Source organism: Legionella navarrensis (assembly GCF_052527415.1).
This window is the reverse complement of record NZ_JBNVZR010000012.1, coordinates 63,278-82,767: the sequence shown is the minus strand read 5'-3', so window position 1 is coordinate 82,767 and position 19,490 is coordinate 63,278. Positions and strand designations below refer to the sequence as shown.

Genomic DNA, 19,490 nt, shown 5'->3' with positions numbered 1-19,490 from the left:
CAGATTAGAACGGACACTATTTACTAGCTGCAGCACGATAGTAATCCATTGCCCACTGCACGACGATTCGTTTATCAGCCTTACTAGCTATGGGCTGATATTGCTCATGAAACCAACGCACAATATCGTTAGCCAGCAATATTGGCGAAACCTCACCTTTCAATTGCTTCAAAATTCTCCTGGCTCGACGCAACAACTCATCAACAGACCTCGCTTGTTGTAATTGTGCAAACCGTAACTCACTGACAGTCGATTTCCCACTATCGTTTTTGCGTCCAGCAGCGCAAGCCAAGTTATCAGATGTTGCACAATTAACGTGAGCCAACAAAATAGCAATTATGCCAAAACATTCCATGACATGTTCATTGGCTTCCTTAGTCAGATTTTCTGGAAGAGAGAACCATAGTGACCGAAAAGCAGCGGTAAACAGAGCATCTTGACTCGTTTCACAGCGCCTTAACTCCGCTCTGTAACTGGTTGGCGCTGACTGGATTGTATTTTTACCAGACTCAAGAGGGGATATACTTTGCCACCAATGCATAATGGATGAATTAACTTGATTGTTGATATAACTTATTATGTTCATTAAAATTTCTCTTTATCTGATGAAATATTATATTCTTGAAGAAAAGACTTAATACTCTTATCTTCCAGCAACCAATCAACTAATCTTTTGCGGGCTTGAATACACTTTGCCATGCTACGAGCATTCGCAAATTCGGATAAGGCGTATCGATCAAAAATATCAAGGGCACAACAGCGAATGTTCTTTAACCATCTGAAAGTATACTCAGTAACTTCCGCCATATTGGCTTGTTTTTTGGCCAGCCTAGAGGTTGTTTCGTAAAATATCCATTCTGTACGCTGCCAAAACTCAATATCAATAAAGCTCATGTTACCTTTAATCTCTTTTGGCCGCTCAAACCATGCTTTTTTTAATTGCTCTCGACAACACTTCAATGCATTTGATGCCAGATTTTGTAACGCTTTAACTTCCATAAAAAAATTATCTTTATCAGCTATAGATGCCTGAAAAATTGGCATCATCACGCTATGCCAGGATTTTGCTTTCATATTGTCCATTTCGAAACCAAATACCCACAATCTTGGTATGAGGCCAACTTTACTAAATAATTCATGAACCAGATAATTATTGTAATTTACAACTATTTTTGCTGCACTCTGACCATCCATCGAGCTCGTCAATGTCAAATTATCCCAAAGGTTATACGTAATACCACTTTCTTTTGCCTTAACTGACCAATGAGACTCATCTGATTTTTTTGGGTTCCATCTGTACGGTGTTAATGGGTGACACCACGTTCCACTGTAATTATAACCATAGTTTTTGGTAACATATTTATCAACATTCACTTTTGTCATTGTCCCTGACAAACTGCATATCTTGTCCTGAGTTTGAAGAACCAGGCGAATACGTCGAGGCATTGCCCAATACATATGATAAGGGTGAACATCGTGCTCATACACTTCGCTACCAGGAGTATCACTCGTAATGGTTTTAGCTAACCAAGGGAACACGGACGAACTCTGCAGATCTGGTTTTGAGCATAGCATTTTTTCTTGGCTCAAAACATTAATCCATAGTTTTTGCCATAAAGGAGAATTTGGCTCTGGTTGTAATAGGGTAGTTAATGGTCCACCTCCCCTTAAACCAGTTCTATGTCCCTGACCTCCACTAGGAGCATTTATTTGCAGAGCAAATAATGCAAGTGCAGCCATTTCCAAGGACATCACAAAATCAGAATTATTTTTGATAAAATGAGCAGCGTTTTTCTTAAGTGTTTCTTCTCCCGGAGCATCAATCAATAGTCGCGAAACCGGCTCAGGTGATAATCCTGAAAATTCCAGCAAATCCTCAAAGTCCTGCATAAATAAGGGCGCAGATCCAGTCATATTAAATGCGTGCGCAGCCGTATCAAATACTACTTGTAGTAGCTTTGATTCTGGTGGCTTCTCATATAGATCAAACCAATCTTCTATATCTTCCGGTGCAAATACGGTTTGCAACAGACCAATCGCAAATTGATATGCTGCCCCATAAAAATCAGCTCGTGGTAATGCAAAATCAATTACATCTTCATTTGCTATCGCGTTTAAAGGTAATTTTTCCTCTCTACCGTCGCGAAAACGAAAAGTTAACCATGGATCTTGCACCAAATTCATTATCACTCCTTCATATTTAATTGGGAAAATCCATTTTCTTGTGTATAAGTAAATTGTGTATCTTCTTGATATAACCAAATTTTTTGATATTTTGCCGCTGGATATTTTTGGAAAAATGAGCTCATAATTCGCTCATCAATCTCTGGCATTTTATCAACATATTTATGCTTATCAAGCAGTATTGTGCTTAACTGCACTGCATAAGGAATGTCTCCCGCATAAGGCTGTAAACAACCATTATACATTTTGACCAATAAGACCTTACTTGTTTCTCTATCACTATAGCGCGTACTAATATCGCTATTATCCTCATACCATGCTCGAGCACTTTCTAAACTGTAACCGCTCTGCCATTGCAATAAACTACTGTTCGCTTTTGCTATTTTAGCTCTGGTTTCGCCAAAGTGCTGCTGCTCCGCGTTATCAAGTGCTTGAGGTATACCACTCGAGGCATCATCTGAATAAACAGCTTCAATCAGTTCGCGGGCATTCTCTGGCATTACAATTTTATTACCTAATTCAATTATTTTTTTCATTCCCAGCCACAATCTACCGGGAGAGCGGTATACATGCTGTGTATTTTTAAAATTAGTACTCAGCCAGTTCAATCCCGGATCTTCGCTCCATTTAGGTGCGTGTATCAAAATTTCTGGAGGTGATCTTGCATCTTTAATATTAGCTTGAAAAACACCACTCTCATTTCTTGAATGACGATGTAACCGCCCCATTCTTTGAATCAAATCGTCAATGGGACATATATCGGAAATCATAACGTCTGCATCAGCATCCAAACTTTCTTGAAAAACCTGCGTCGCTATGAGTATTTTTCCTTTACGCTCTTTTGATGTTGCCTTTTTTCCAAAAAATTTCAGAACTTTAAACTCAATTTTTTTTCTGTCTTGTAGTGTAAATCGGCTATGAAAGATAAAGCAGTTCTCTTTGGGCTCCAATATCTTGCGAATTTTTTGATAAACTCTTAGCGCATCATCAACCGAGTTCCTTATCCATACAGCACAAAGTCCGCTATTTGCAGCCGCTACCAATCTCTGAACACATTGCTCTTCTGAATGCAAAAAATGAACTGAAATACTACGACAAAGATTTTTGGGGCTTACTAGCGGCTGTTCGGTAATTGACTCTTCATTAATACTGACTTTTGTTGCCAGGGGGAATGCTACACATGTAGTCGAAGCCGATTGCACTCCGGCGCCTTCTTGCCAAATACGACACAAGCGTTGTCTCTGTTTTAATGGCAATGTTGCTGTTAGGAGTATTACCGAACCACCTTGGTGTAAATGCGCAACTAATAAACATTCCAATAACTCAAACATATATTCATCAGCAGCATGTGCCTCATCAAATATCAGAACTTTTCGATGCAAGCCGAACACTCTTAAACTTTGATGCTTACGAGGTAGCACGGCCAAGAGGACTTGATCCAGAGTACCAACTCCAACAGTAGCTAACAATGCCTTTTTACGAGAATCAGAAAACCATTGATGACATTGAGCCGTAGCCGTTAAATCCTCTTTGTCATAATCTTTGTCTAATTGAATGGTCTTAAACAGATCATTCATCTCGCTTGCTCCGTGCGCTAAAACAATGCTTGGAACAGCATCAGGAGCAAACATAGCTCGATAATGTTCTGACACCCGACTAAACATAGCATTCGAAGTTGCCATTGTAGGTAAACCAAAATAGAACCCATCAGCAGCGCCAGCTTGCAATAATCGATGAGTTAATACCAAGGCAGCTTCTGTTTTTCCTGCCCCAGTAACGTCCTCCAATATAAATAATTGTGGACTATCATCAACGCTAACATGCTCTGCCCAGTTTTGAAGTGGTGTTGGTTTAAATCCAAAATGGTGCTCAACAGAATGGAACATTGCCGGTTTAAATTCACTATGAAAATCAAGTAAAGCGAGCGATTTTTCAGCCTTAATTAATGCCAATGACCAGTAATCATTGACAGATACGTGTTCATCATTGTATTTAAAATAATTTTGATCCGATCCAATCCAGTCAGCAAGTACAGCAACACCAGCCAAATTCCAACTTATTTGTTTCAACCTCTCCAGCCACGCAGCATCTTTTGCTAAAATCCAGGAAAAATCCGGTTTAAACAATTCAGTAATATCGTTAATAAACGCTATAGCTGCTGTAACATTCTCATTTTCAATGTATTTATTACATTCCGCTACAACCTCTTTAATGATCGGTGAACCATGATGGCCCAGTGCGCAATCCATCAGAATTTCCAATGCCGAAATCAATATTCGCTTTTCACGTCTGGGAAGTTTGGATAGATCAACACCAAAATTTGTGTGATAGCGAATATATTCACACCAGAAATAATATCCAAGACGATCATGCCTAAAATTTTTTGCATCATATAGATGACGAGATTTTTTCCTCATTAACACATTAGTTTTATCTTCGTATAAGTTTTGAAATGCTGAAGAAAATTTACCAAGATCATGAAGAGCTAAACAAAAGCAAAATAATATTCGTAATTGTTCCTGTGATATATCCAGAAAAGCACTTAAATCATTGCATAGCTTTTTATTAACATCGAGGAGCCTAAACCCAACAGCTGCTACGTCCAAGCTGTGATATGGTAACAAATGATACCCGATTTCATTTTCTTTAATATTTTTCCCGGCCTTTCCCCAATAAAAATAATAAGATGCGATGGAACTCAAGATTTTCTCTCTCTATAAATATACAGATAAATGATGGAAATTTGATTAAAAAAATAGCACGGAGATTATATAATCAGTTTCGCCAGATTATACAAATCTCTCTATTTTTTATAATCATACGAAATCCGTAAAGCTCTAATCACAAATAGACTAACAAATTTAATAATAGTCCAAAATAATTGAGCAACGCATGAAGTCAAATATTTTTTAAAGAGTTTTTATTTCTTCGTCAGGTACGCTACCTTTCCAAATAATTTCACCATTTGCAGTAAATGAATCGGCATAGTCAAGCGGGGATAGAGTATATAATTGATCTTGTATGTCCTTCACTTTGAAGGACTTAACACTGAGCGGTTTCAAGCAGTTGTCAACCAGCTCTGTTGTAAATGCAAAATTCTCAGCATTTGCTGACATTTCTATTGAAGGATAAACTATTCCACATTCTTTTTGAGCTTCATAAAAAAAATCCGCAATTGTTGCAGAGATCTTATAGGTAAGATTATCCCCTTTTTCTGTAAATTTATAAAAAATAAATTCAGTTAACAGTATATTTGATTTTGTTTGCTCATTGTGATTTTTAAATTCTTCAGGAAAAAAATCAGGACATTTTCTGTCTGCACCCAAAATCGAAAAAATTTGAGCTGAATATCCCAATGGAAAAACTAATATTGATTTCACCAAGAGCCATTTCGATAAAACCACGTTATCCCCTGGGCGTAACCCTAATTCAAGAAGAGAAGCCCGAGGATCACCACTGCAATAAAAAACAGGCTTCTGGTTTTGATTCGCTCTCTGAAGTTTAACAGATTCTGCTGGAGGATAGCTTAACTCGCTTACTAACATTGGCTTTTCTTGTACCATGCGAGAGCGATGAAATTTTATACAAAATTCATCGGGTAGTATTTCAATTGAAGAGTGATGGTAGCTTTTAAGCAGAGAGAATAATTTTGCTTTTAAGCAAAGAGCAGGGTAGTTTGGGATAGCTGAAACCCGCTTGATATCCTCTAATTTTTTTCTAATCATGCTTCATTAGCCTCAATAAAATAATTTAACACAAGATCTTGTGGATGAAGCATATTGAGTTATTCACTCTCTTTTGAAGTGATTTTAAAACCGAGGTAGTCCTATCCTTCATAACATGATATCGCCCATTCAAAGGCATATCGGCTACGAAACTAAAAAAACCGCCGATGCTCAATCACCACCCCAACAACCACAACCTCCTCGCTCGGCTTAACACTCACTGTAGCCCATAATTCATTACTGGCCAATAACTGATATAAACAACCATCAGCTTCGCCATATTTCCTTAAAGCATTATACTTTTTCGCTGCCAAATGAGCGACCACATAATCTCCCGGCTTTGGCGCCAACCCCGTATCGATCACCACAACATCTCCGGGTTTAAATTCCGGTTGCATGCTGGCATCTTCAATAATTGCGGCAAACAACGCCTCGCTGCCGTGTGATCGATTGAAACCATCAACTGCTATCATTTTCTCTGGACTCATACCACCATGAAGCAGATCTTTGGCTATATGGGCTTCATTCATATCCAGTACGGGAATAAACCTCGGACCTTTCCCACTCGCTTGTGACAGCTCTCCATGCACGCTATCGGTTAACCCCAACAGGTACGAAGCAGAAACTTGTAATTGCTCGGCCAGCAGCTTCGCTTCCACAGGTCCAGGGCTACGTGTGCCCTGCTCCCAGTTGCTGATTCTTGCAGCGGACAAGCTTCCGATTCGAGCAGAAAGTTCTTTGATGGTGATCCCCAGTGCTTTTCGGGATTCCGTAATACGACCAGCAATTTTCGCTTTGTTATCCATGGTTACTCTTTTTTGTTTAATTCGATAAAAACCCATTGACATTAAAACAATTTGTTTTACAATCAAAACACAATAACACGATATGTTTATTTTTATTCTTGTTAATTTGTAAAAACCGGAAACAACATATCAACTCGTTTAATGCTATCACGAAATACATAAAAAACCATAGCAGGAATTTAACAGAGGGATTTAAGTGAACGGTACAATTCGTTTAACCATCAATGATGAAGAACTTTCCGCGCTGAGCGGCTTACCTCATCTCCAACAGCTCTTGTATCTACGAGGGATAAAACCTTACGTGGATTACGCTACAGGCATGGTTGGCATTAAGCGCGGGATCAGCTATCAGTCATTGGCAGAAGCTTTGTATGTTGAACCGCATCAGGGAATCAAAAGCGGGAGTCCGAGCAAAGATCAGATTCGGCGTGCTATTACAGGGCTGGAGAAGGTCGGTTTGCTACGAATTGAATCCATGGATTGGAAGCTGATTTTTCAATGCCGATTAGCCTCTTTGAATAACTCTGGTCAAAATAAAGCCGCCACAAAGCAGCACGATGATCCCGCCAGCCTTATATCCTGCCCAAGCCCTTTAAAACAAAGGGATGTAGCAGGTTATCAGGAAATACCCGCCAAGGGTGAAAACAACGATCCCGCCATACCTCTTAATAATAGTAATTATTTTGTTTTCTTATATCAGCACTTCGAAACATTCTGGGAAAGCTATCCCTTAAAAAAATCCAGACAAAAAGCCTGGGAACAATTTCAAGCATTGCGCCCTTCCGAATCGCTGGCGGCCACAATCATTGAGGCCATCAAACAGCAGGTTTCAGCTCATGACAGCCATGTTGCACTCGGCCATTGGGTGCCGGGTTGGAAATTCCCGGCCAACTGGTTAGCACAGCATTGCTGGGAAGATGAAATCACCACACCAACAACACAGGAGTTTACTCATGCAACCTATCCAAAAAATAATTCAGCTAAACAATCTGTCGACCCGTTCTGGGATAGCTGCAAGGACGGCGCAACATACACCCAATCCGACGACAACATCTTCAACATCGCCAACTTCCGAAAGGAAGATAAAACGTATGGATAGCTTATTTTTACGTCTGGCTGCCATGTATGGCCACATTTGGCGAAGCCTGTACAAAAGTGAAGAATTTTTGGCTTTCACGAAAAATGAGTGGGCGGAAGGCTTGATGCGTTTCGATGATGCCATTATTGAAAAAAGCCTGGCTCATTGCTGTAACCATTGGGAATACCCACCTACCCTGCCTCAATTTGTGGAGTGCTGCAAAGCCTACAGCGTGCAAGCCAAACATGAAACACCAATCAAGAAATTCAAACCGGCATCGCAAATTGTTGCAAACACTCATTTGTCAAAAATCAAATCGATTTTAAACATGAACCATTAGGAGAAACCCATGCTCGTATTAACCAGAAAACAAGGCGAAAAAGTAATGATTAACAACGGCGAAATCATAATCGAGATACTCCCCCGCAGGAGTGGCAGTGTTCGTCTCGGAATAACAGCTCCTGCGCATGTTGATGTTGATCGACTGGAGATTTTTTTAAAGAAAAAAGCCGAACGCCAACTGCAAGAAACCAACGGCAATGCACTTTAAGCCAGGAGTCCTTATGTTTAAATACTTAATAATGACGTTGATTGGTCTAACGACTCTTTCTGCTCAAGCAGCCAATGTCACCCAAATAAATCGTTACGCTACCGTCGTAAACAATCCTTTGACTGCACAGATCAATCCGTTATTGACTGTGCAACAAATACATTTTCCACAAGACGTTAAAACCGTGGGGCAGGCGATTAATCATTGGCTGCAATACTCCGGTTATAGTCTGGTCAAATCAGAAAAACAACCCGAGAGCCTGCAAGCCGTCATGCGCCAACCTCTCCCTCAAATCCATAAAAACCTGGGGCCTTTGACCATCAAGGATGGTCTGGAGGTTCTCGCCAGTCAGCAGGTATTTGTACTGGTTGAAGATCCTTTGTTGAGAACGGTGAACTTTAAACTCAAGCCCAGCGTAAGGAGTAAAGTATGATGTATTTTGATAAAAAATGGGCAGCTATTATTTCGTTGAATCTGATTCTGGCTGTCGGGATCGTTATTGTGAAAAGTTATAACAGCACGATCAGCAAAGACACGGACATCATCGGCACACGTCTTGGCAGTATTCAAACCCAGTTGGACAGCTTGAAACTCAATCTCCAAAAGCCTGTCGAAAAGCTGGATTTAAGTCCTATCAATCAGGATTTCAATAAACTGACGGCGCTGATCGAGCAGATCAAATTAAAAGACGATAGCCTGATCAATCAGCTGATCACAGAAAACAGCAGCGAGTTAAACCATAAACTCGATTCCATCAATCAGGTAATCAGTGGGCTGGATAAAAAGCGCAACTCCGTCAAATACCTGCCCGAAAGCGTGCTGCCATTCCAGATAGTCAGTATTGACAGCATTCAGCAAGTCAGTGTGGCGACCGTTAGTTATGACTTTAAAACAACTCCGCTGGAAAAAACCGATACCCTGGCTGGTTGGACGGTAATGCAGATTGATTTTGGTAAACAACGCCTGGAGCTGGAAAACCGTAACAAGGAACGTGTACTGGTAAAACTGGGTGAGCATCATGAATAAGTACACGGTCTTGATGCTGTCACTGCTGGCTACACAATCAGCTTTTGCTGAATTGAATATTCCGGGGCTTGGTACGCAAGCTTTAAATACGCTGGCCGTTCAAGACCAAACTCTGGCACGGGCAGGTCTTGAGCATAACGAGGATGATGTCACAGCCGATCAGGATCTGAACACGCTTAAACTGAACGAGCAGCAACTCCACGAGGCCAAAGTTTGGGAATTAACACCCGAGGAAGAAAAGCGCTACGTTCTGCTGATGCAAAACCGCAGCAAAATCTATTACGAAGGCCTGCGGCAAACGCCTCTCGATATTCTGGGTCTTAATGCTCGCTCTGAGTCTGAGCGTAATCATTTTGCTGAACTGGCAGCAAGGCAGGAAGCCCAGAAAGTTACGAAGAATATCGCCTGGAACAACGCTTTTTACAAAGCCTATAACAAGCTATTCGCCAACGTGCCAGTGATAGGCGACTTCGACCCGTCACCGTTTTCACCCTATCAGCATAAGTCGGTGCAATTAACACCCGGCGATACTTTGTATTTCTTCATCACAACCGATGACGCCGCGACCGGTATCCTCATGGTGCTCATGGACGCCATCGAGGACACGCCTGACACGCACTTAAATCTGATGCTATTGGAAAGCGACGACCTGGCCATCCAGCTCTGGGCGAACAAACATCAAATTCCCAAACATCTGGTTAGCAGTGCCAGGGTAACCCTGAACCACGGCGATATGAATTATCAGGCGCTCAAGCTCAATAAAAAATCCACGCCTTTACTGCTCCTATCTAAAAACGGTCATTCCAGCATTGTTGATTTGGGGAGGTTTTAATATGAGGAAACTGTCGATTGTGGCCATGTTGCTGATGATTGCATCCTGTTACGCCTGGCAGATAGATACCCAGGCGCCAACAGAGGAATCACTGCAACTCGAAGCCAAACAGGATGTACGTCTGCCGGCAAGAAGTAAAGCCAGGCCGGGTAAAGTTGATAGACGCAAACTGACCCTCGTTAATTTTTCCTATTCGATTTTCATCATTGGCGACGATGCCGTTTCTCAAGCCTGGCTAAAAGAACATGCCCGCGAGCTGGAGAAAATGGGGGCGCTCGGATTTGTCACTAATATTAGCGACAGCGCACAACTTGAAACCTTGCAGGATCTGATTAAAGCACCGTTGCTGCCGGCCAATGTGGACGATCTGCTCGCCATCTTCGGCGAGAGTCACTATCCCCTGATATTTAATGAAGGTGAGATATGGCAATGAAGATGCCGTCCCAAAGGAAGTCCAAACGTCTGCTGATGAGCTTGCTTGCACTTACCTTTCTGAGCTGGCTGATTTTGTTCGGTTGGGCAATGAGTATTTGGGCTCTATCCGGCTTTGACAAGGCCTGGCTCGCGATTAAAGCCTTGTCGTCTCAACAGGCTGCGGCTATTTCCGAGTTCAATGATGCGTCTGTTGCGGAGCCTTTCAAGGATTGGTTTGCAAAGCTCCCCACCGAACATATTAGTCAAAAGGTAACGCACGCAAGCGCGGTGCTTCGGGATGAGTTAAACACAGTAATGCCTGAAGAAAACGCCGAGCTGGGCAACGTGGTGGAAGACGTCTTAATCCTCGGCAAACAAGTGTGGCTTATCGCGAGACTCGCGGCTCACGTGATGCTTATCAAGCTGATGATTCTGCTCGCAGCTATCCCTTTGTTCGTACTTGCCACCACGGCAGGTCTCATCGACGGGCTTAATCAGCGTGCCATTCGCACCGCATCTTTGGGACGGGAATCGTCTTACGTGTTTCACCAGTTAAACCGTTATTTCAAGCGCGGCTTGTTGTTGTTACTGGCCTTGTGGCTCGCCATCCCAATCAGTATTACCCCGGCGCTGATGTTTGTACCGGTCAGCCTTTTAATCAGCCTGATGGTGTCCATTACCGCCAGCCGCTTTAAAAAATATTTGTAAGGAGAAAACATGAAACGTCTGCTGTTAATTATCCTGCTGGGTTTGTCCTCAGTCACACATGCCAGCGAAGAAAATCTGAATCAAACGCTTGTGCGCGTCATCAACCAAATCAACGCCATCATGCCGATGCTCGATGAGGCAAAACGAGAAGTCGAACCCAATACCCGTATTCAATTACACATTGAAACCTTTGAAGGTGCCAACGGTAAAACGCATCCCGGATTGAGAGACGACTTGCTGACTATCCGCAATGCGTTGATTGACTACATCAACAAACCGGCCATCGAACCCAAAACCATCAAGCCGCTCGCGCTTGATTTCATTGGTCAATAGCCATGAGCAAAGTCGATATCGCGAAAACCTTTGCCGCAAGCTTCAAACACGCAACCGGTGATACTGCAGCCAGCAGCTTTTCAGGTTGTATCCGCTTCGTCGCCATCATGCTGGTCATTATCGCGATGATGTGGTGCATCAATCATTTTCTGGGAAGTGAAGAAAAGGCGCAGGAAGGTTTTCTTATTCATCTGGGGTCGCGCCTGACCCGCATCATTCTGGGGCTTTGCCTGTTTATTTTAATTTTAATCGTCAAGGGGAACTAACCATGAAAAACACACCATCCTGCTGGCAGAAAATTGGCCTCGGCTTTATGGCCTTAAACTATGCGCCTGTGATGTTTGCAGATGGCTGGTATCCAAAAATAACCAACGCCGACGACATCAGTGATGGCAACAAAAGTCTGATGACCGTTGCAAGCAATTACGTCAAGCAGGGGTTGGTTATCCTGCTCTTTATTACCGCGGTCATGAGCTTTATCAAGTTCGTGTCTACCGTTCAGCATGGCATTGAAGAGTCGAAGAAAAACGAAGGCTCGATGATTGCCTTTGGTACGTTTGCGGTGATGGGCATTACCTATCTTGCCATCAGTATTGTCGCCGGTTACGTGGGTTACACCATGACCACCAAGTTCAAGATATAGGAGGCAGGCATGAATCGACCTTCATCGCGGCATCTGTCTCATGATTATGAAGCTTACAAGGGTTTAAGCCTGCGTGAGTTGTTCTGGATAGTGATAGTGGCAACCCCTGTGACAAGCCTGCTGTTTACCCTTGCAGGGTTGTTGCTGGATTACCCACTGGCGATGGGTTGTGTTGGTTTTCTGATGGGCTTTGTGTTGTCGATAACGGTGTGTCCCAAACGAGTGGCGAGGCTTAAAGCTGGCAAACCGCACGGCTATCTGATGAAGAAGGGCATCTTGATGCTTGCAAAACTCGGTATCAGACAAAACCCGTATCTCGCCCACAAAGGCACATGGCAAAAATCCAAACTGGCAGGTAGCTCTCATGTTTAATTACTGGAAAAAAATAGACAGTCTTAATCAACTTAATCGTCTCTTGCTGGTGTTTGCAGGCTTGCTTGTTTTGATTGTGGCAGGCCTTATCGTAACGCTCGCCACCACACCCAAACGTTATGAATTCTGGCTGACGCCCAGCATGGCAAGCAACGGCGGCCTGATTCAGGCAGAAAAGGTGTCCAACGAATACGTGCAAGGCTTTGCCGCGACTTTAATCCCGAGCATCAACACCTGGTCAAAATCCGGCAAGAGCGAATTCGCGGGCAATCTTGCGAGTCTGCATTACTTCCTTACCCCTCGTCATCGTCAATTGATGGAGAAAACACTCAACGCCTACAAAGACGCGCAACTGTTTAATCGCATTCAGATAGCTAGCCTGTATCGCTTTATGGAAGAGGACGATGTGAAAGTGATCGGCCCCAACCTCTGGGAAGTGCATCTGGTGCTGCGTATCACCCAGCGACTGAATGACGACAGCCCTATGGTCATTGCCGACAAAGTGGTGGATTACCACGTGCGCGTGGCCAAGGTGAACGTCTCTCGCATGCAAAATCCCTTTCAGCTGGTACTCGATGGCTATACCCAACCCGAAACCCTGGTCAGTGATTTACTGGCCAACCCTGTGGAGGAAAAACATCATGAAAACGTTTAAGTATTGGTTTGCGCTGCTGGCCCTGGTCGGCAGTAGTGAACTGTTCGCCCTCGATGCCGAGCATGTTTTGTGGGACAAAACGCCAATTCGTTTAAGCTTGTCTTTGAATGAAGAACGACTGATTCATTTTCCGCAAGCCATCAGCATTGTTGATAACGAAGCTGGTGACAAAATTGCGGTTTTGAAGGTGCAGGATGCGCTGTATCTGAAGGGCAAAGAGGCTTTTGAAAACAAGCGTCTGCTGGTTCAGCTGATGCCTCAAGGTGAGGTGATTATTCTGAATCTCTCGGCCAGCGACAAAGTGACGGCCAATAAACCGATAGAGGTTTTACTGGAGGGCAAAGAAGAAGCCAGAACTCCTGCAAACGCAAACAGCTTTGATATCAACGCCATCACCCTGACGCGCTTTGCGATTCAATCCCTGTATGCCCCACAGCGTTTACTGGTGATTCCCGAAGGTGTCAGTCGCACACCCATGCAAACAAGACGACTCGTCAGCCTTGTTTATGGCGCCAGCATGGAAGCACGTCCGCTCATATCCTGGCACGGAGGCGCCTTTTACGTCAGCGCAGTGGAGTTGAAGAACCTGCTAAACAAGGAAGTTATCGTTGACCCACGCCGCATCAGTGGCAACTGGCAAACCGCAACCTTCTATCCCACTAACACACTCGCACCACGTGGCAAGGAAGACACGACAACCGTTTTCCTCGTATCAGACAGGCCATTTCACGAAGCATTGGCGAACGCCCGGGAGTATGTACGATGAAAAAGAACGCCGGACTCAAAGTATTAACCGCATCTGTTGTCGGTGTAGCTGCCCTGATTCTGCTTAACAGCGGACACCATCCGGACACAGCCGAAACCCGTCAAGACCCCAATAACCTGAACGCCGCCATCGCAAGCCAGTTCAACGACAACATCCGCGATGTGGCAGCACGCTTGCAGGAAACGGAAAAGAAAATGGCAAGTCTTGAGGCGCAAAACAAAGAACTTAAAAATCAGGCCAGTAATACGCAGACAGAAACCGATAACTCCGACCTCATTAAAGAGCTGGATACACTCAAAGCACAAATGGCTGAAATAAAAACGTCCCAACCTGACAATGCAAGTTACAACGTGGAAGGCAAGCCCGCGCCAAAAAACGATGGCATCAAGGACATTGACCAGCTATTGATGAAGCATGCAAACAATTCAGCGGAACAAGCCTATTGGGAAAGGCTCAAAGCCAAACAAAAAGCGCTCACCAAAACAGTCAGAGCCAAAGTCGAAAAAGAGAAAGCAGCCATTCCATACTACACGATTCCAGCAGGCTCTGATTTAGGTCGCACCACTTTGCTATCGGCTCTGATTGGGGAAGTTCCTGTTGAAGGCAAACTGATGCAACCACTTTTCCCGTTTTCCGCCATCATCAACAAAGGAGATTTGATGGCCGCAAACGGCATCGCTTTACCCCCTGATATTTCCGGCATGAAAATCAACGGCTATGCCATTGGTGTCGGCTCTTTTCTCGACAACATCAGCTGCGTTCGCGCCTATGTGACCTCGGCCTTGTTTGTATTTGACGACGGTCATTTTGTCACCGTTGGCAAAGAACAGATGACGGGAACGGCTGAGATGGTGAACAACGAAAGTCTCGGCTATCTCACCACGGCATTCGGCAACCCCTGCATCAAAGGCCAATACTTCACCAACGCACCCCGAGTGCTCACAGCCATGGTCGCCGCCGATGGCGTGAAAGGTTTTGGCACCGCGCTTTCACAATGGCAAATGACCTATTCAGCCAACGCCAACGGTGCGAGCAGCACGCCCACCGGCTCGATGGGTAATTACGCCCTCGGAGGCGCATTGTCTCAAGGCTCGGTCAAAGCCGCCGACTGGCTGGAAAAACGCATTCAGGGCAGCTTTGACATGGTCTTCGTTCCAGCAAGCGTGGGCTATCGCCCCAATCGTTTTTCACTGCACCTGACCCAAACCATCAACCTCGATAAAGAAACCAACGGGAGATTACTCGATTATGGCCACTTACAACAAACTACGCATGATTTTAGCCTTCGGTAGCGCCCTGACTTTGAGCGCTTGTGCTTCATCCAGCGTTTCGTCTAAAGGTATTCCAGAAGGTGGATTGACTGTCAGTCAACTGTATCAGCAAAGTGTCAATGAATCCGTACCGAGCTGGTCAGTGAAGCGCACGAACAAGGCGGTTAATTACGCAGGCTACACACGTGACGCGAACAATGAAATCAATACGCTGTTCAAGCCACTGGATAACCCGCAAATCCCCATTTACGTGTACCCACACGTAACCATGATTGGCGATGAACAACTGATTAAACCCGGCTACAGCACCGGATTTTTTCTCTACAAACAAAATCAGTTCGCGCTCGCGTCTGAGCGATATTGAGGGGGCAGTGTTATGCGTTTATTTGACTGGCTAACAGGCGATGCCCTGACTGAAAAGACCATCAAGGCGGGGTACCAAAACAGCAATCCATCATTGCCGGATCGGTTGGCAATAGCGGATTTTTCGGATGAGCAGAATCTCTTTTTATTGAATGATGGTGTGAGTATTGGCTCGGGCTTTGAGCTTGCCAGTATTCCGGCGGAAGCAGCATCCCCAGAGCATCTGGAATCCGTGTTCAATAAAATTCGCGATACTTTTGCCGCGGTTCTTCCCTTACATAAAGACGACCCCTGGGTCATGCAAATGTATGTCAATGACGAATACAGTTTGAAACCCGTGCTGAAACATATCAGCAAACACATTGAGCCGGATATTGCCGAAACGCCTTTCACCAAAGATTATCTGGCGCGTCTCGATGATTTGTTCAGCAAAATGGAAAGGCCAGAAGGCTTGTTTCTCGATCCCAAAACAGACATGCCTTATCGCGGTCGAAGAAGACGTGTCCGGGTTTTGTTTTATCGTCAGTACAAACAAATAAAAACCACACGCGAGCAAGCGCTCATCGAGCATCGCGATGTGATGGCACAGATTGAAAGCAAGCTGAAATCGCCTGGCTTGCAGCTCAAACAATTGAGCGGTAAGGATTATTACGCCTGGTGGGTACGTTGGTTTAATCCGGGCAACGTCGATGAACTCTTGCGACGCTTTCCCTATCCCGAGCAGGCACAGCCGGCTGGATACAATCTGGCGCAGGCTATCTTCTTTTCGCCTCCTGAAAGCAACGACAAGGGTTTCGTGTTTGATGGCCAACAGCATCGTATTTTATACGTAGATGGCTTGAGAGAAGCGCCGGAAACTGGTTTGCTTTCTCGTGAAAAACAACAAGCCAATCCCAAACATCGCTATGCCTTGCTCGACAAATTACCGGAGGGGGCAACTTATACCATTCAAGTGACCTTCAGTAACGATGAGGCCTTGGATGTACATTTGATGCGTCTGGAAAAAGGCATCGTTGGCACGAGCCTGAAACCACAGCAAGTGCGAAACGATATCCGCAGCGCTCGTGATGAATTGTCCATAGGTAATCGATTGTTCTGGGTGAACCAGGCCATTTATTACCGCGCCAAAACGGATAACGAAGCCATGCAGATTGAAAAAGATCTGCGGGAATTGTTTATCGACGCCAAAATGCCCTTGATTCCGTCAAGCTATGATTTGCATCCGCTCAACAGCTACTTAAATGCTCTACCTTTCAATTTCGTGCCATCCTTCGCCCGCCAGTATTTGCGCTTCGACCGCTTGATGTACGCCTCTGAACTCGCAGCTCTCCTGCCGGTTTACGGACGCAATCAAGGTGCGAGACACCTGCCTTGCCTGACCTTCTTTAATCGTCTCGGTGAACCCGTACTGTTCGACCCGCTGCATACCGATTTTATCAGCCAAAACTCACACATGGCTTTGTTCGCCAACTCAGGCGGTGGCAAGTCAGTTGCCATGGGATGGATTATCAATTCGCTCATGGCCACCAAAAACGCGCGCATCGTACTGTTTGAAATGGGCAACTCTTTTGACCGCATCCTGGTTCATTGCCGGGAAATGGGCAAGGTAACCAAACAGCTGTTGCTGAGCAATCAGAAAGACAAAGCTGTTCCCTTGAATCCTTTTTGTGAGGCTTACAAAGCCATTCCTGAAATCAGCGATCAGTTAAGTGGTGAAAAAGCCGAGCTGCTGGCCGCCAAAATTATGCAAATGAAGGAAGGGTTGAATGAGGCAAGCAATCACAAAGATACCGATAATGAGGAATGCCGAAGCTATATGTCGGAGCTGGCGCTCGCACTGCGCACCATGATTACCGAGGCCAATGAACAAGAAGAAAAAGCCTTTACGCTCGCTGATGAAACCTTGCTGATTGAAATTTTAAGTGATGCTATTTTGACGTCCTTTCAAGCCAATATCCCGCAAATGCTGACTGAACACGTGGTTGCCGCCTTCGCACGGCGCATGGAAAAGGAAGTCGTCCCACGTAAAAAAGACCGCATCCTCGATATGCACGACCGCTTGAAAAGCTATGTCATCAACAGCAACAAGGCACGTTTTTTTAACGTGCCAACAGAGCCGCTGGGTGATTTTGATATTTTTCACGTGGATATCTCCGCCATCAAAGATGACAAGGGCAAGCTGGCATTGGTGATGGTGTCACTCCTGCCACGCATTTTGGCTATGGCCGAAGCAAGCCAGCATGACAATCGACCCACCTTTTTATTTCTGGACGAGTCACACATTCAGTTTCAAATCCCAACCATCGTCATTTGCGCATTGCTCATTGCAAAGGTCGCGCGCAAGCTGGGTTTGTGGCTGGTGCCGAGTACGCAAAACGTAACCGATATGAACTCGGAAATGGCCACCAAAATTCTCTCTTTAATTGAAACCTGGATTTTGCTCGGGATTGATGAAAAGGAGTTAATCGATGTTCAAAAGTTCCAGCAGTTAACGCCGGAGCAAATTGCACTCATTCGCGACATTGACTCACAAAAGGGACTATACGCCGAAGCGGTCCTGCTCGGTGCACGTTACCAGGGATTATTTCGCGTTATCCCGACACGCTACATTCTGGCCTTATTGCTGAATGAAAAATCAGAGAAAGCAGAACGCCATCTGTTGGAAGCGCAATACGATGTTCTGAAGGCCGCCGAGATTGTTGCACACCGACTGGAAAACAAGACGCAAAAACATCAAATGGAGGCTTGCTTCTATGAAGATTAGTCTGGTTTCGTTACTCCTTTTGACGTCAACAACATACGCTGCTGAAAGTCTAAATCCACCGAATCCCATCAGCAGCTTCGGCATTGCAACCCGTGTCATTGAAAAGACCTTCCGCAACAGCCATTACAAAATCATCGGCAGCTGCACCTGGGCGGTAGGCAAGTTTCCGCCGGAGTTGGTTCCGGTGCCAGCGGTCGAGCAATTTATTCCCGATTTAATCGTGACCGTTTCCAACCGACCAGATACCAATCCATGGATTGAAGCCAGCTCCCTGTATGAAAATGCGGCGGCTCGTGCGGTTTATCAAAAAACCTATAAACTCGCCACAGGTTCTGATTTGGGTTTTGGTGAGGACTCAGGACAAATCAACAGCATGCACATGGACGATGAACGCACCCGGGTCGTTGACGTTATCGGTAGTCCTGCCGGTTTGTATCGCCTGCCAGCGGTTACCCATCGACCCGAAACCCGTTTCGGTTACCCCTATTATTTGAGCGAAGCAGACGCCGTATCCGACCGCACTGAACTGGCCGAAATCGCCTACATGGCCACGCATCCCAACTTGCTTTTTGACCATGACATTGGCAGCAATGGCACCGTCTGGGGACATGAAATCCCGAGACTCATGCGCGTTACCCAGCCCTCAAGATTCCGTGCCTCAGTCGTTGCCGCCATGCACGCAGCCGACATTGTCACCAACAAAAACAGCCTGCACGTGACCCAAAGCACTCGCAACACCTGTGGAAAAAACTGCGTCGTATCCAACGTAATTTTCGACCCTAAACGCGAACGGATTATCTGGCAGGAAGTTTATCCCAAAAACCGTAACATCAACCCGGCCAATGCCAACGATTTGGGCATTGAAGACGACCAGGCCGGAAACGGTAATTACGTCTTTGTCGTCTGGCGAAAATACCGTGGCTGCGTTCGGCACAAAGGAAAGTACGTTCCAGCCTTGTCATTCCCCAAAGTGGGCCAACCTCAAAAACGATAGGAACTG

General features: G+C 44.9%; 23 protein-coding genes. 18 read left to right on the top strand and 5 right to left on the bottom strand.

What is annotated here, in order from left to right:
- Positions 1-16 precede the first annotated feature (16 nt).
- From casB to ACQUTA_RS08665, 5 genes are all read right to left on the bottom strand, one after another.
- Positions 17-586, bottom strand: coding sequence for a type I-E CRISPR-associated protein Cse2/CasB (casB, locus tag ACQUTA_RS08685; RefSeq protein ID WP_444987846.1), 570 nt, complete (start codon positions 584-586; stop codon positions 17-19).
- The gene (gene casA / locus ACQUTA_RS08680) at positions 586-2,184 is read right to left on the bottom strand and encodes a type I-E CRISPR-associated protein Cse1/CasA (RefSeq protein WP_444987845.1); all 1,599 of its coding nucleotides are present in this window, start codon (positions 2,182-2,184) and stop codon (positions 586-588) included. The genes casB and casA overlap by 1 nt, the downstream gene beginning before the upstream one ends.
- 2 nt (positions 2,185-2,186) lie before the next feature.
- Entirely contained in the window at positions 2,187-4,886 is a 2,700-nt protein-coding gene (gene cas3 / locus ACQUTA_RS08675; RefSeq protein WP_444987844.1) for a CRISPR-associated helicase Cas3', read from the bottom strand.
- Between the two features lie 207 nt (positions 4,887-5,093).
- Entirely contained in the window at positions 5,094-5,909 is an 816-nt protein-coding gene (locus tag ACQUTA_RS08670) for an RES domain-containing protein (protein ID WP_444987843.1), read from the bottom strand.
- A 152-nt stretch (positions 5,910-6,061) separates the two neighbouring features.
- Positions 6,062-6,715, bottom strand: coding sequence for a helix-turn-helix domain-containing protein (locus ACQUTA_RS08665; RefSeq protein WP_444987842.1), 654 nt, complete (start codon positions 6,713-6,715; stop codon positions 6,062-6,064).
- A gap of 196 nt (positions 6,716-6,911) precedes the next feature.
- On the opposite strand from ACQUTA_RS08665, the gene ACQUTA_RS08660 reads away from it, so the two are divergent.
- Genes ACQUTA_RS08660 through ACQUTA_RS08575 form a run of 18 tightly spaced genes read left to right on the top strand, consistent with a single transcriptional unit; the run spans position 6,912 to position 19,484 of the window.
- On the top strand, positions 6,912-7,814 hold the full coding sequence (locus tag ACQUTA_RS08660; RefSeq protein ID WP_444987841.1) for a hypothetical protein: 903 nt from the start codon (positions 6,912-6,914) through the stop codon (positions 7,812-7,814).
- Complete coding sequence (locus ACQUTA_RS08655) at positions 7,807-8,133, top strand: Vir protein (RefSeq protein ID WP_444987840.1); 327 nt, start codon at positions 7,807-7,809, stop codon at positions 8,131-8,133. The genes ACQUTA_RS08660 and ACQUTA_RS08655 overlap by 8 nt, the downstream gene beginning before the upstream one ends.
- 9 nt (positions 8,134-8,142) lie before the next feature.
- A complete protein-coding gene (locus tag ACQUTA_RS08650) occupies positions 8,143-8,343 on the top strand; it encodes a carbon storage regulator (RefSeq protein WP_444987839.1) in 201 nt (66 codons plus the stop codon).
- Between the two features lie 13 nt (positions 8,344-8,356).
- Positions 8,357-8,776 carry a PFGI-1 class ICE element type IV pilus protein PilL2 gene (gene pilL2 / locus ACQUTA_RS08645; RefSeq protein WP_444987838.1) on the top strand — a complete coding sequence of 140 codons (420 nt, stop codon included), beginning with the start codon at positions 8,357-8,359 and terminating at the stop codon, positions 8,774-8,776.
- Positions 8,773-9,369 (top strand): hypothetical protein, encoded by a 597-nt coding sequence (locus ACQUTA_RS08640; RefSeq protein ID WP_444987837.1) that lies wholly within the window; start codon positions 8,773-8,775, stop codon positions 9,367-9,369. Before pilL2 ends, ACQUTA_RS08640 begins: the two co-directional genes overlap by 4 nt.
- Positions 9,362-10,201, top strand: coding sequence for a TIGR03759 family integrating conjugative element protein (locus ACQUTA_RS08635; protein WP_444987836.1), 840 nt, complete (start codon positions 9,362-9,364; stop codon positions 10,199-10,201). The genes ACQUTA_RS08640 and ACQUTA_RS08635 overlap by 8 nt, the downstream gene beginning before the upstream one ends.
- A gap of 1 nt (position 10,202) precedes the next feature.
- On the top strand, positions 10,203-10,634 hold the full coding sequence (locus tag ACQUTA_RS08630; RefSeq protein WP_444987835.1) for an integrating conjugative element protein: 432 nt from the start codon (positions 10,203-10,205) through the stop codon (positions 10,632-10,634).
- The gene (locus tag ACQUTA_RS08625) at positions 10,625-11,323 is read left to right on the top strand and encodes a TIGR03747 family integrating conjugative element membrane protein (protein ID WP_444987834.1); all 699 of its coding nucleotides are present in this window, start codon (positions 10,625-10,627) and stop codon (positions 11,321-11,323) included. The genes ACQUTA_RS08630 and ACQUTA_RS08625 overlap by 10 nt, the downstream gene beginning before the upstream one ends.
- Positions 11,324-11,332: 9 nt before the next feature.
- On the top strand, positions 11,333-11,656 hold the full coding sequence (locus tag ACQUTA_RS08620; RefSeq protein ID WP_444987833.1) for a hypothetical protein: 324 nt from the start codon (positions 11,333-11,335) through the stop codon (positions 11,654-11,656).
- A gap of 2 nt (positions 11,657-11,658) precedes the next feature.
- Entirely contained in the window at positions 11,659-11,922 is a 264-nt protein-coding gene (locus tag ACQUTA_RS08615; RefSeq protein ID WP_444987832.1) for a hypothetical protein, read from the top strand.
- A 2-nt stretch (positions 11,923-11,924) separates the two neighbouring features.
- Positions 11,925-12,299 carry a hypothetical protein gene (locus ACQUTA_RS08610; RefSeq protein ID WP_444987831.1) on the top strand — a complete coding sequence of 125 codons (375 nt, stop codon included), beginning with the start codon at positions 11,925-11,927 and terminating at the stop codon, positions 12,297-12,299.
- A gap of 9 nt (positions 12,300-12,308) precedes the next feature.
- Positions 12,309-12,671 (top strand): TIGR03750 family conjugal transfer protein, encoded by a 363-nt coding sequence (locus ACQUTA_RS08605; RefSeq protein ID WP_444987830.1) that lies wholly within the window; start codon positions 12,309-12,311, stop codon positions 12,669-12,671.
- Positions 12,664-13,326 carry a DUF2895 family protein gene (locus tag ACQUTA_RS08600; protein ID WP_444987829.1) on the top strand — a complete coding sequence of 221 codons (663 nt, stop codon included), beginning with the start codon at positions 12,664-12,666 and terminating at the stop codon, positions 13,324-13,326. Before ACQUTA_RS08605 ends, ACQUTA_RS08600 begins: the two co-directional genes overlap by 8 nt.
- Positions 13,313-14,092, top strand: a complete 780-nt coding sequence (locus tag ACQUTA_RS08595; RefSeq protein ID WP_444987828.1) for a TIGR03749 family integrating conjugative element protein — start codon at positions 13,313-13,315, stop codon at positions 14,090-14,092. The genes ACQUTA_RS08600 and ACQUTA_RS08595 overlap by 14 nt, the downstream gene beginning before the upstream one ends.
- Positions 14,089-15,384: a TIGR03752 family integrating conjugative element protein gene (locus ACQUTA_RS08590; RefSeq protein ID WP_444987827.1), complete on the top strand. Its 1,296-nt coding sequence runs from the start codon at positions 14,089-14,091 to the stop codon at positions 15,382-15,384. Before ACQUTA_RS08595 ends, ACQUTA_RS08590 begins: the two co-directional genes overlap by 4 nt.
- Complete coding sequence (locus tag ACQUTA_RS08585; RefSeq protein ID WP_444987826.1) at positions 15,341-15,727, top strand: TIGR03751 family conjugal transfer lipoprotein; 387 nt, start codon at positions 15,341-15,343, stop codon at positions 15,725-15,727. Before ACQUTA_RS08590 ends, ACQUTA_RS08585 begins: the two co-directional genes overlap by 44 nt.
- 12 nt (positions 15,728-15,739) lie before the next feature.
- Positions 15,740-18,490: a conjugative transfer ATPase gene (locus ACQUTA_RS08580; protein ID WP_444987825.1), complete on the top strand. Its 2,751-nt coding sequence runs from the start codon at positions 15,740-15,742 to the stop codon at positions 18,488-18,490.
- On the top strand, positions 18,480-19,484 hold the full coding sequence (locus ACQUTA_RS08575) for a TIGR03756 family integrating conjugative element protein (protein WP_444987824.1): 1,005 nt from the start codon (positions 18,480-18,482) through the stop codon (positions 19,482-19,484). The genes ACQUTA_RS08580 and ACQUTA_RS08575 overlap by 11 nt, the downstream gene beginning before the upstream one ends.
- Positions 19,485-19,490: the final 6 nt, after the last annotated feature.

Coding starts and splice junctions, on each gene's coding strand:
- ACQUTA_RS08640 (WP_444987837.1), top strand. CDS start 8,773: ATGATGTATTTTGATAAAAAATGGGCAGCTATTATTTCGTTGAATCTG.
- ACQUTA_RS08665 (WP_444987842.1), bottom strand. CDS start 6,715: ATGGATAACAAAGCGAAAATTGCTGGTCGTATTACGGAATCCCGAAAA.
- ACQUTA_RS08620 (WP_444987833.1), top strand. CDS start 11,333: ATGAAACGTCTGCTGTTAATTATCCTGCTGGGTTTGTCCTCAGTCACA.
- ACQUTA_RS08635 (WP_444987836.1), top strand. CDS start 9,362: ATGAATAAGTACACGGTCTTGATGCTGTCACTGCTGGCTACACAATCA.
- ACQUTA_RS08590 (WP_444987827.1), top strand. CDS start 14,089: ATGAAAAAGAACGCCGGACTCAAAGTATTAACCGCATCTGTTGTCGGT.
- ACQUTA_RS08650 (WP_444987839.1), top strand. CDS start 8,143: ATGCTCGTATTAACCAGAAAACAAGGCGAAAAAGTAATGATTAACAAC.
- ACQUTA_RS08595 (WP_444987828.1), top strand. CDS start 13,313: ATGAAAACGTTTAAGTATTGGTTTGCGCTGCTGGCCCTGGTCGGCAGT.
- casB (WP_444987846.1), bottom strand. CDS start 586: ATGAACATAATAAGTTATATCAACAATCAAGTTAATTCATCCATTATG.
- ACQUTA_RS08585 (WP_444987826.1), top strand. CDS start 15,341: ATGGCCACTTACAACAAACTACGCATGATTTTAGCCTTCGGTAGCGCC.
- ACQUTA_RS08655 (WP_444987840.1), top strand. CDS start 7,807: ATGGATAGCTTATTTTTACGTCTGGCTGCCATGTATGGCCACATTTGG.
- ACQUTA_RS08605 (WP_444987830.1), top strand. CDS start 12,309: ATGAATCGACCTTCATCGCGGCATCTGTCTCATGATTATGAAGCTTAC.
- casA (WP_444987845.1), bottom strand. CDS start 2,184: ATGAATTTGGTGCAAGATCCATGGTTAACTTTTCGTTTTCGCGACGGT.
- ACQUTA_RS08625 (WP_444987834.1), top strand. CDS start 10,625: ATGGCAATGAAGATGCCGTCCCAAAGGAAGTCCAAACGTCTGCTGATG.
- ACQUTA_RS08670 (WP_444987843.1), bottom strand. CDS start 5,909: ATGATTAGAAAAAAATTAGAGGATATCAAGCGGGTTTCAGCTATCCCA.
- ACQUTA_RS08610 (WP_444987831.1), top strand. CDS start 11,925: ATGAAAAACACACCATCCTGCTGGCAGAAAATTGGCCTCGGCTTTATG.
- ACQUTA_RS08630 (WP_444987835.1), top strand. CDS start 10,203: ATGAGGAAACTGTCGATTGTGGCCATGTTGCTGATGATTGCATCCTGT.
- ACQUTA_RS08580 (WP_444987825.1), top strand. CDS start 15,740: ATGCGTTTATTTGACTGGCTAACAGGCGATGCCCTGACTGAAAAGACC.
- ACQUTA_RS08600 (WP_444987829.1), top strand. CDS start 12,664: ATGTTTAATTACTGGAAAAAAATAGACAGTCTTAATCAACTTAATCGT.
- ACQUTA_RS08615 (WP_444987832.1), top strand. CDS start 11,659: ATGAGCAAAGTCGATATCGCGAAAACCTTTGCCGCAAGCTTCAAACAC.
- pilL2 (WP_444987838.1), top strand. CDS start 8,357: ATGTTTAAATACTTAATAATGACGTTGATTGGTCTAACGACTCTTTCT.
- ACQUTA_RS08575 (WP_444987824.1), top strand. CDS start 18,480: ATGAAGATTAGTCTGGTTTCGTTACTCCTTTTGACGTCAACAACATAC.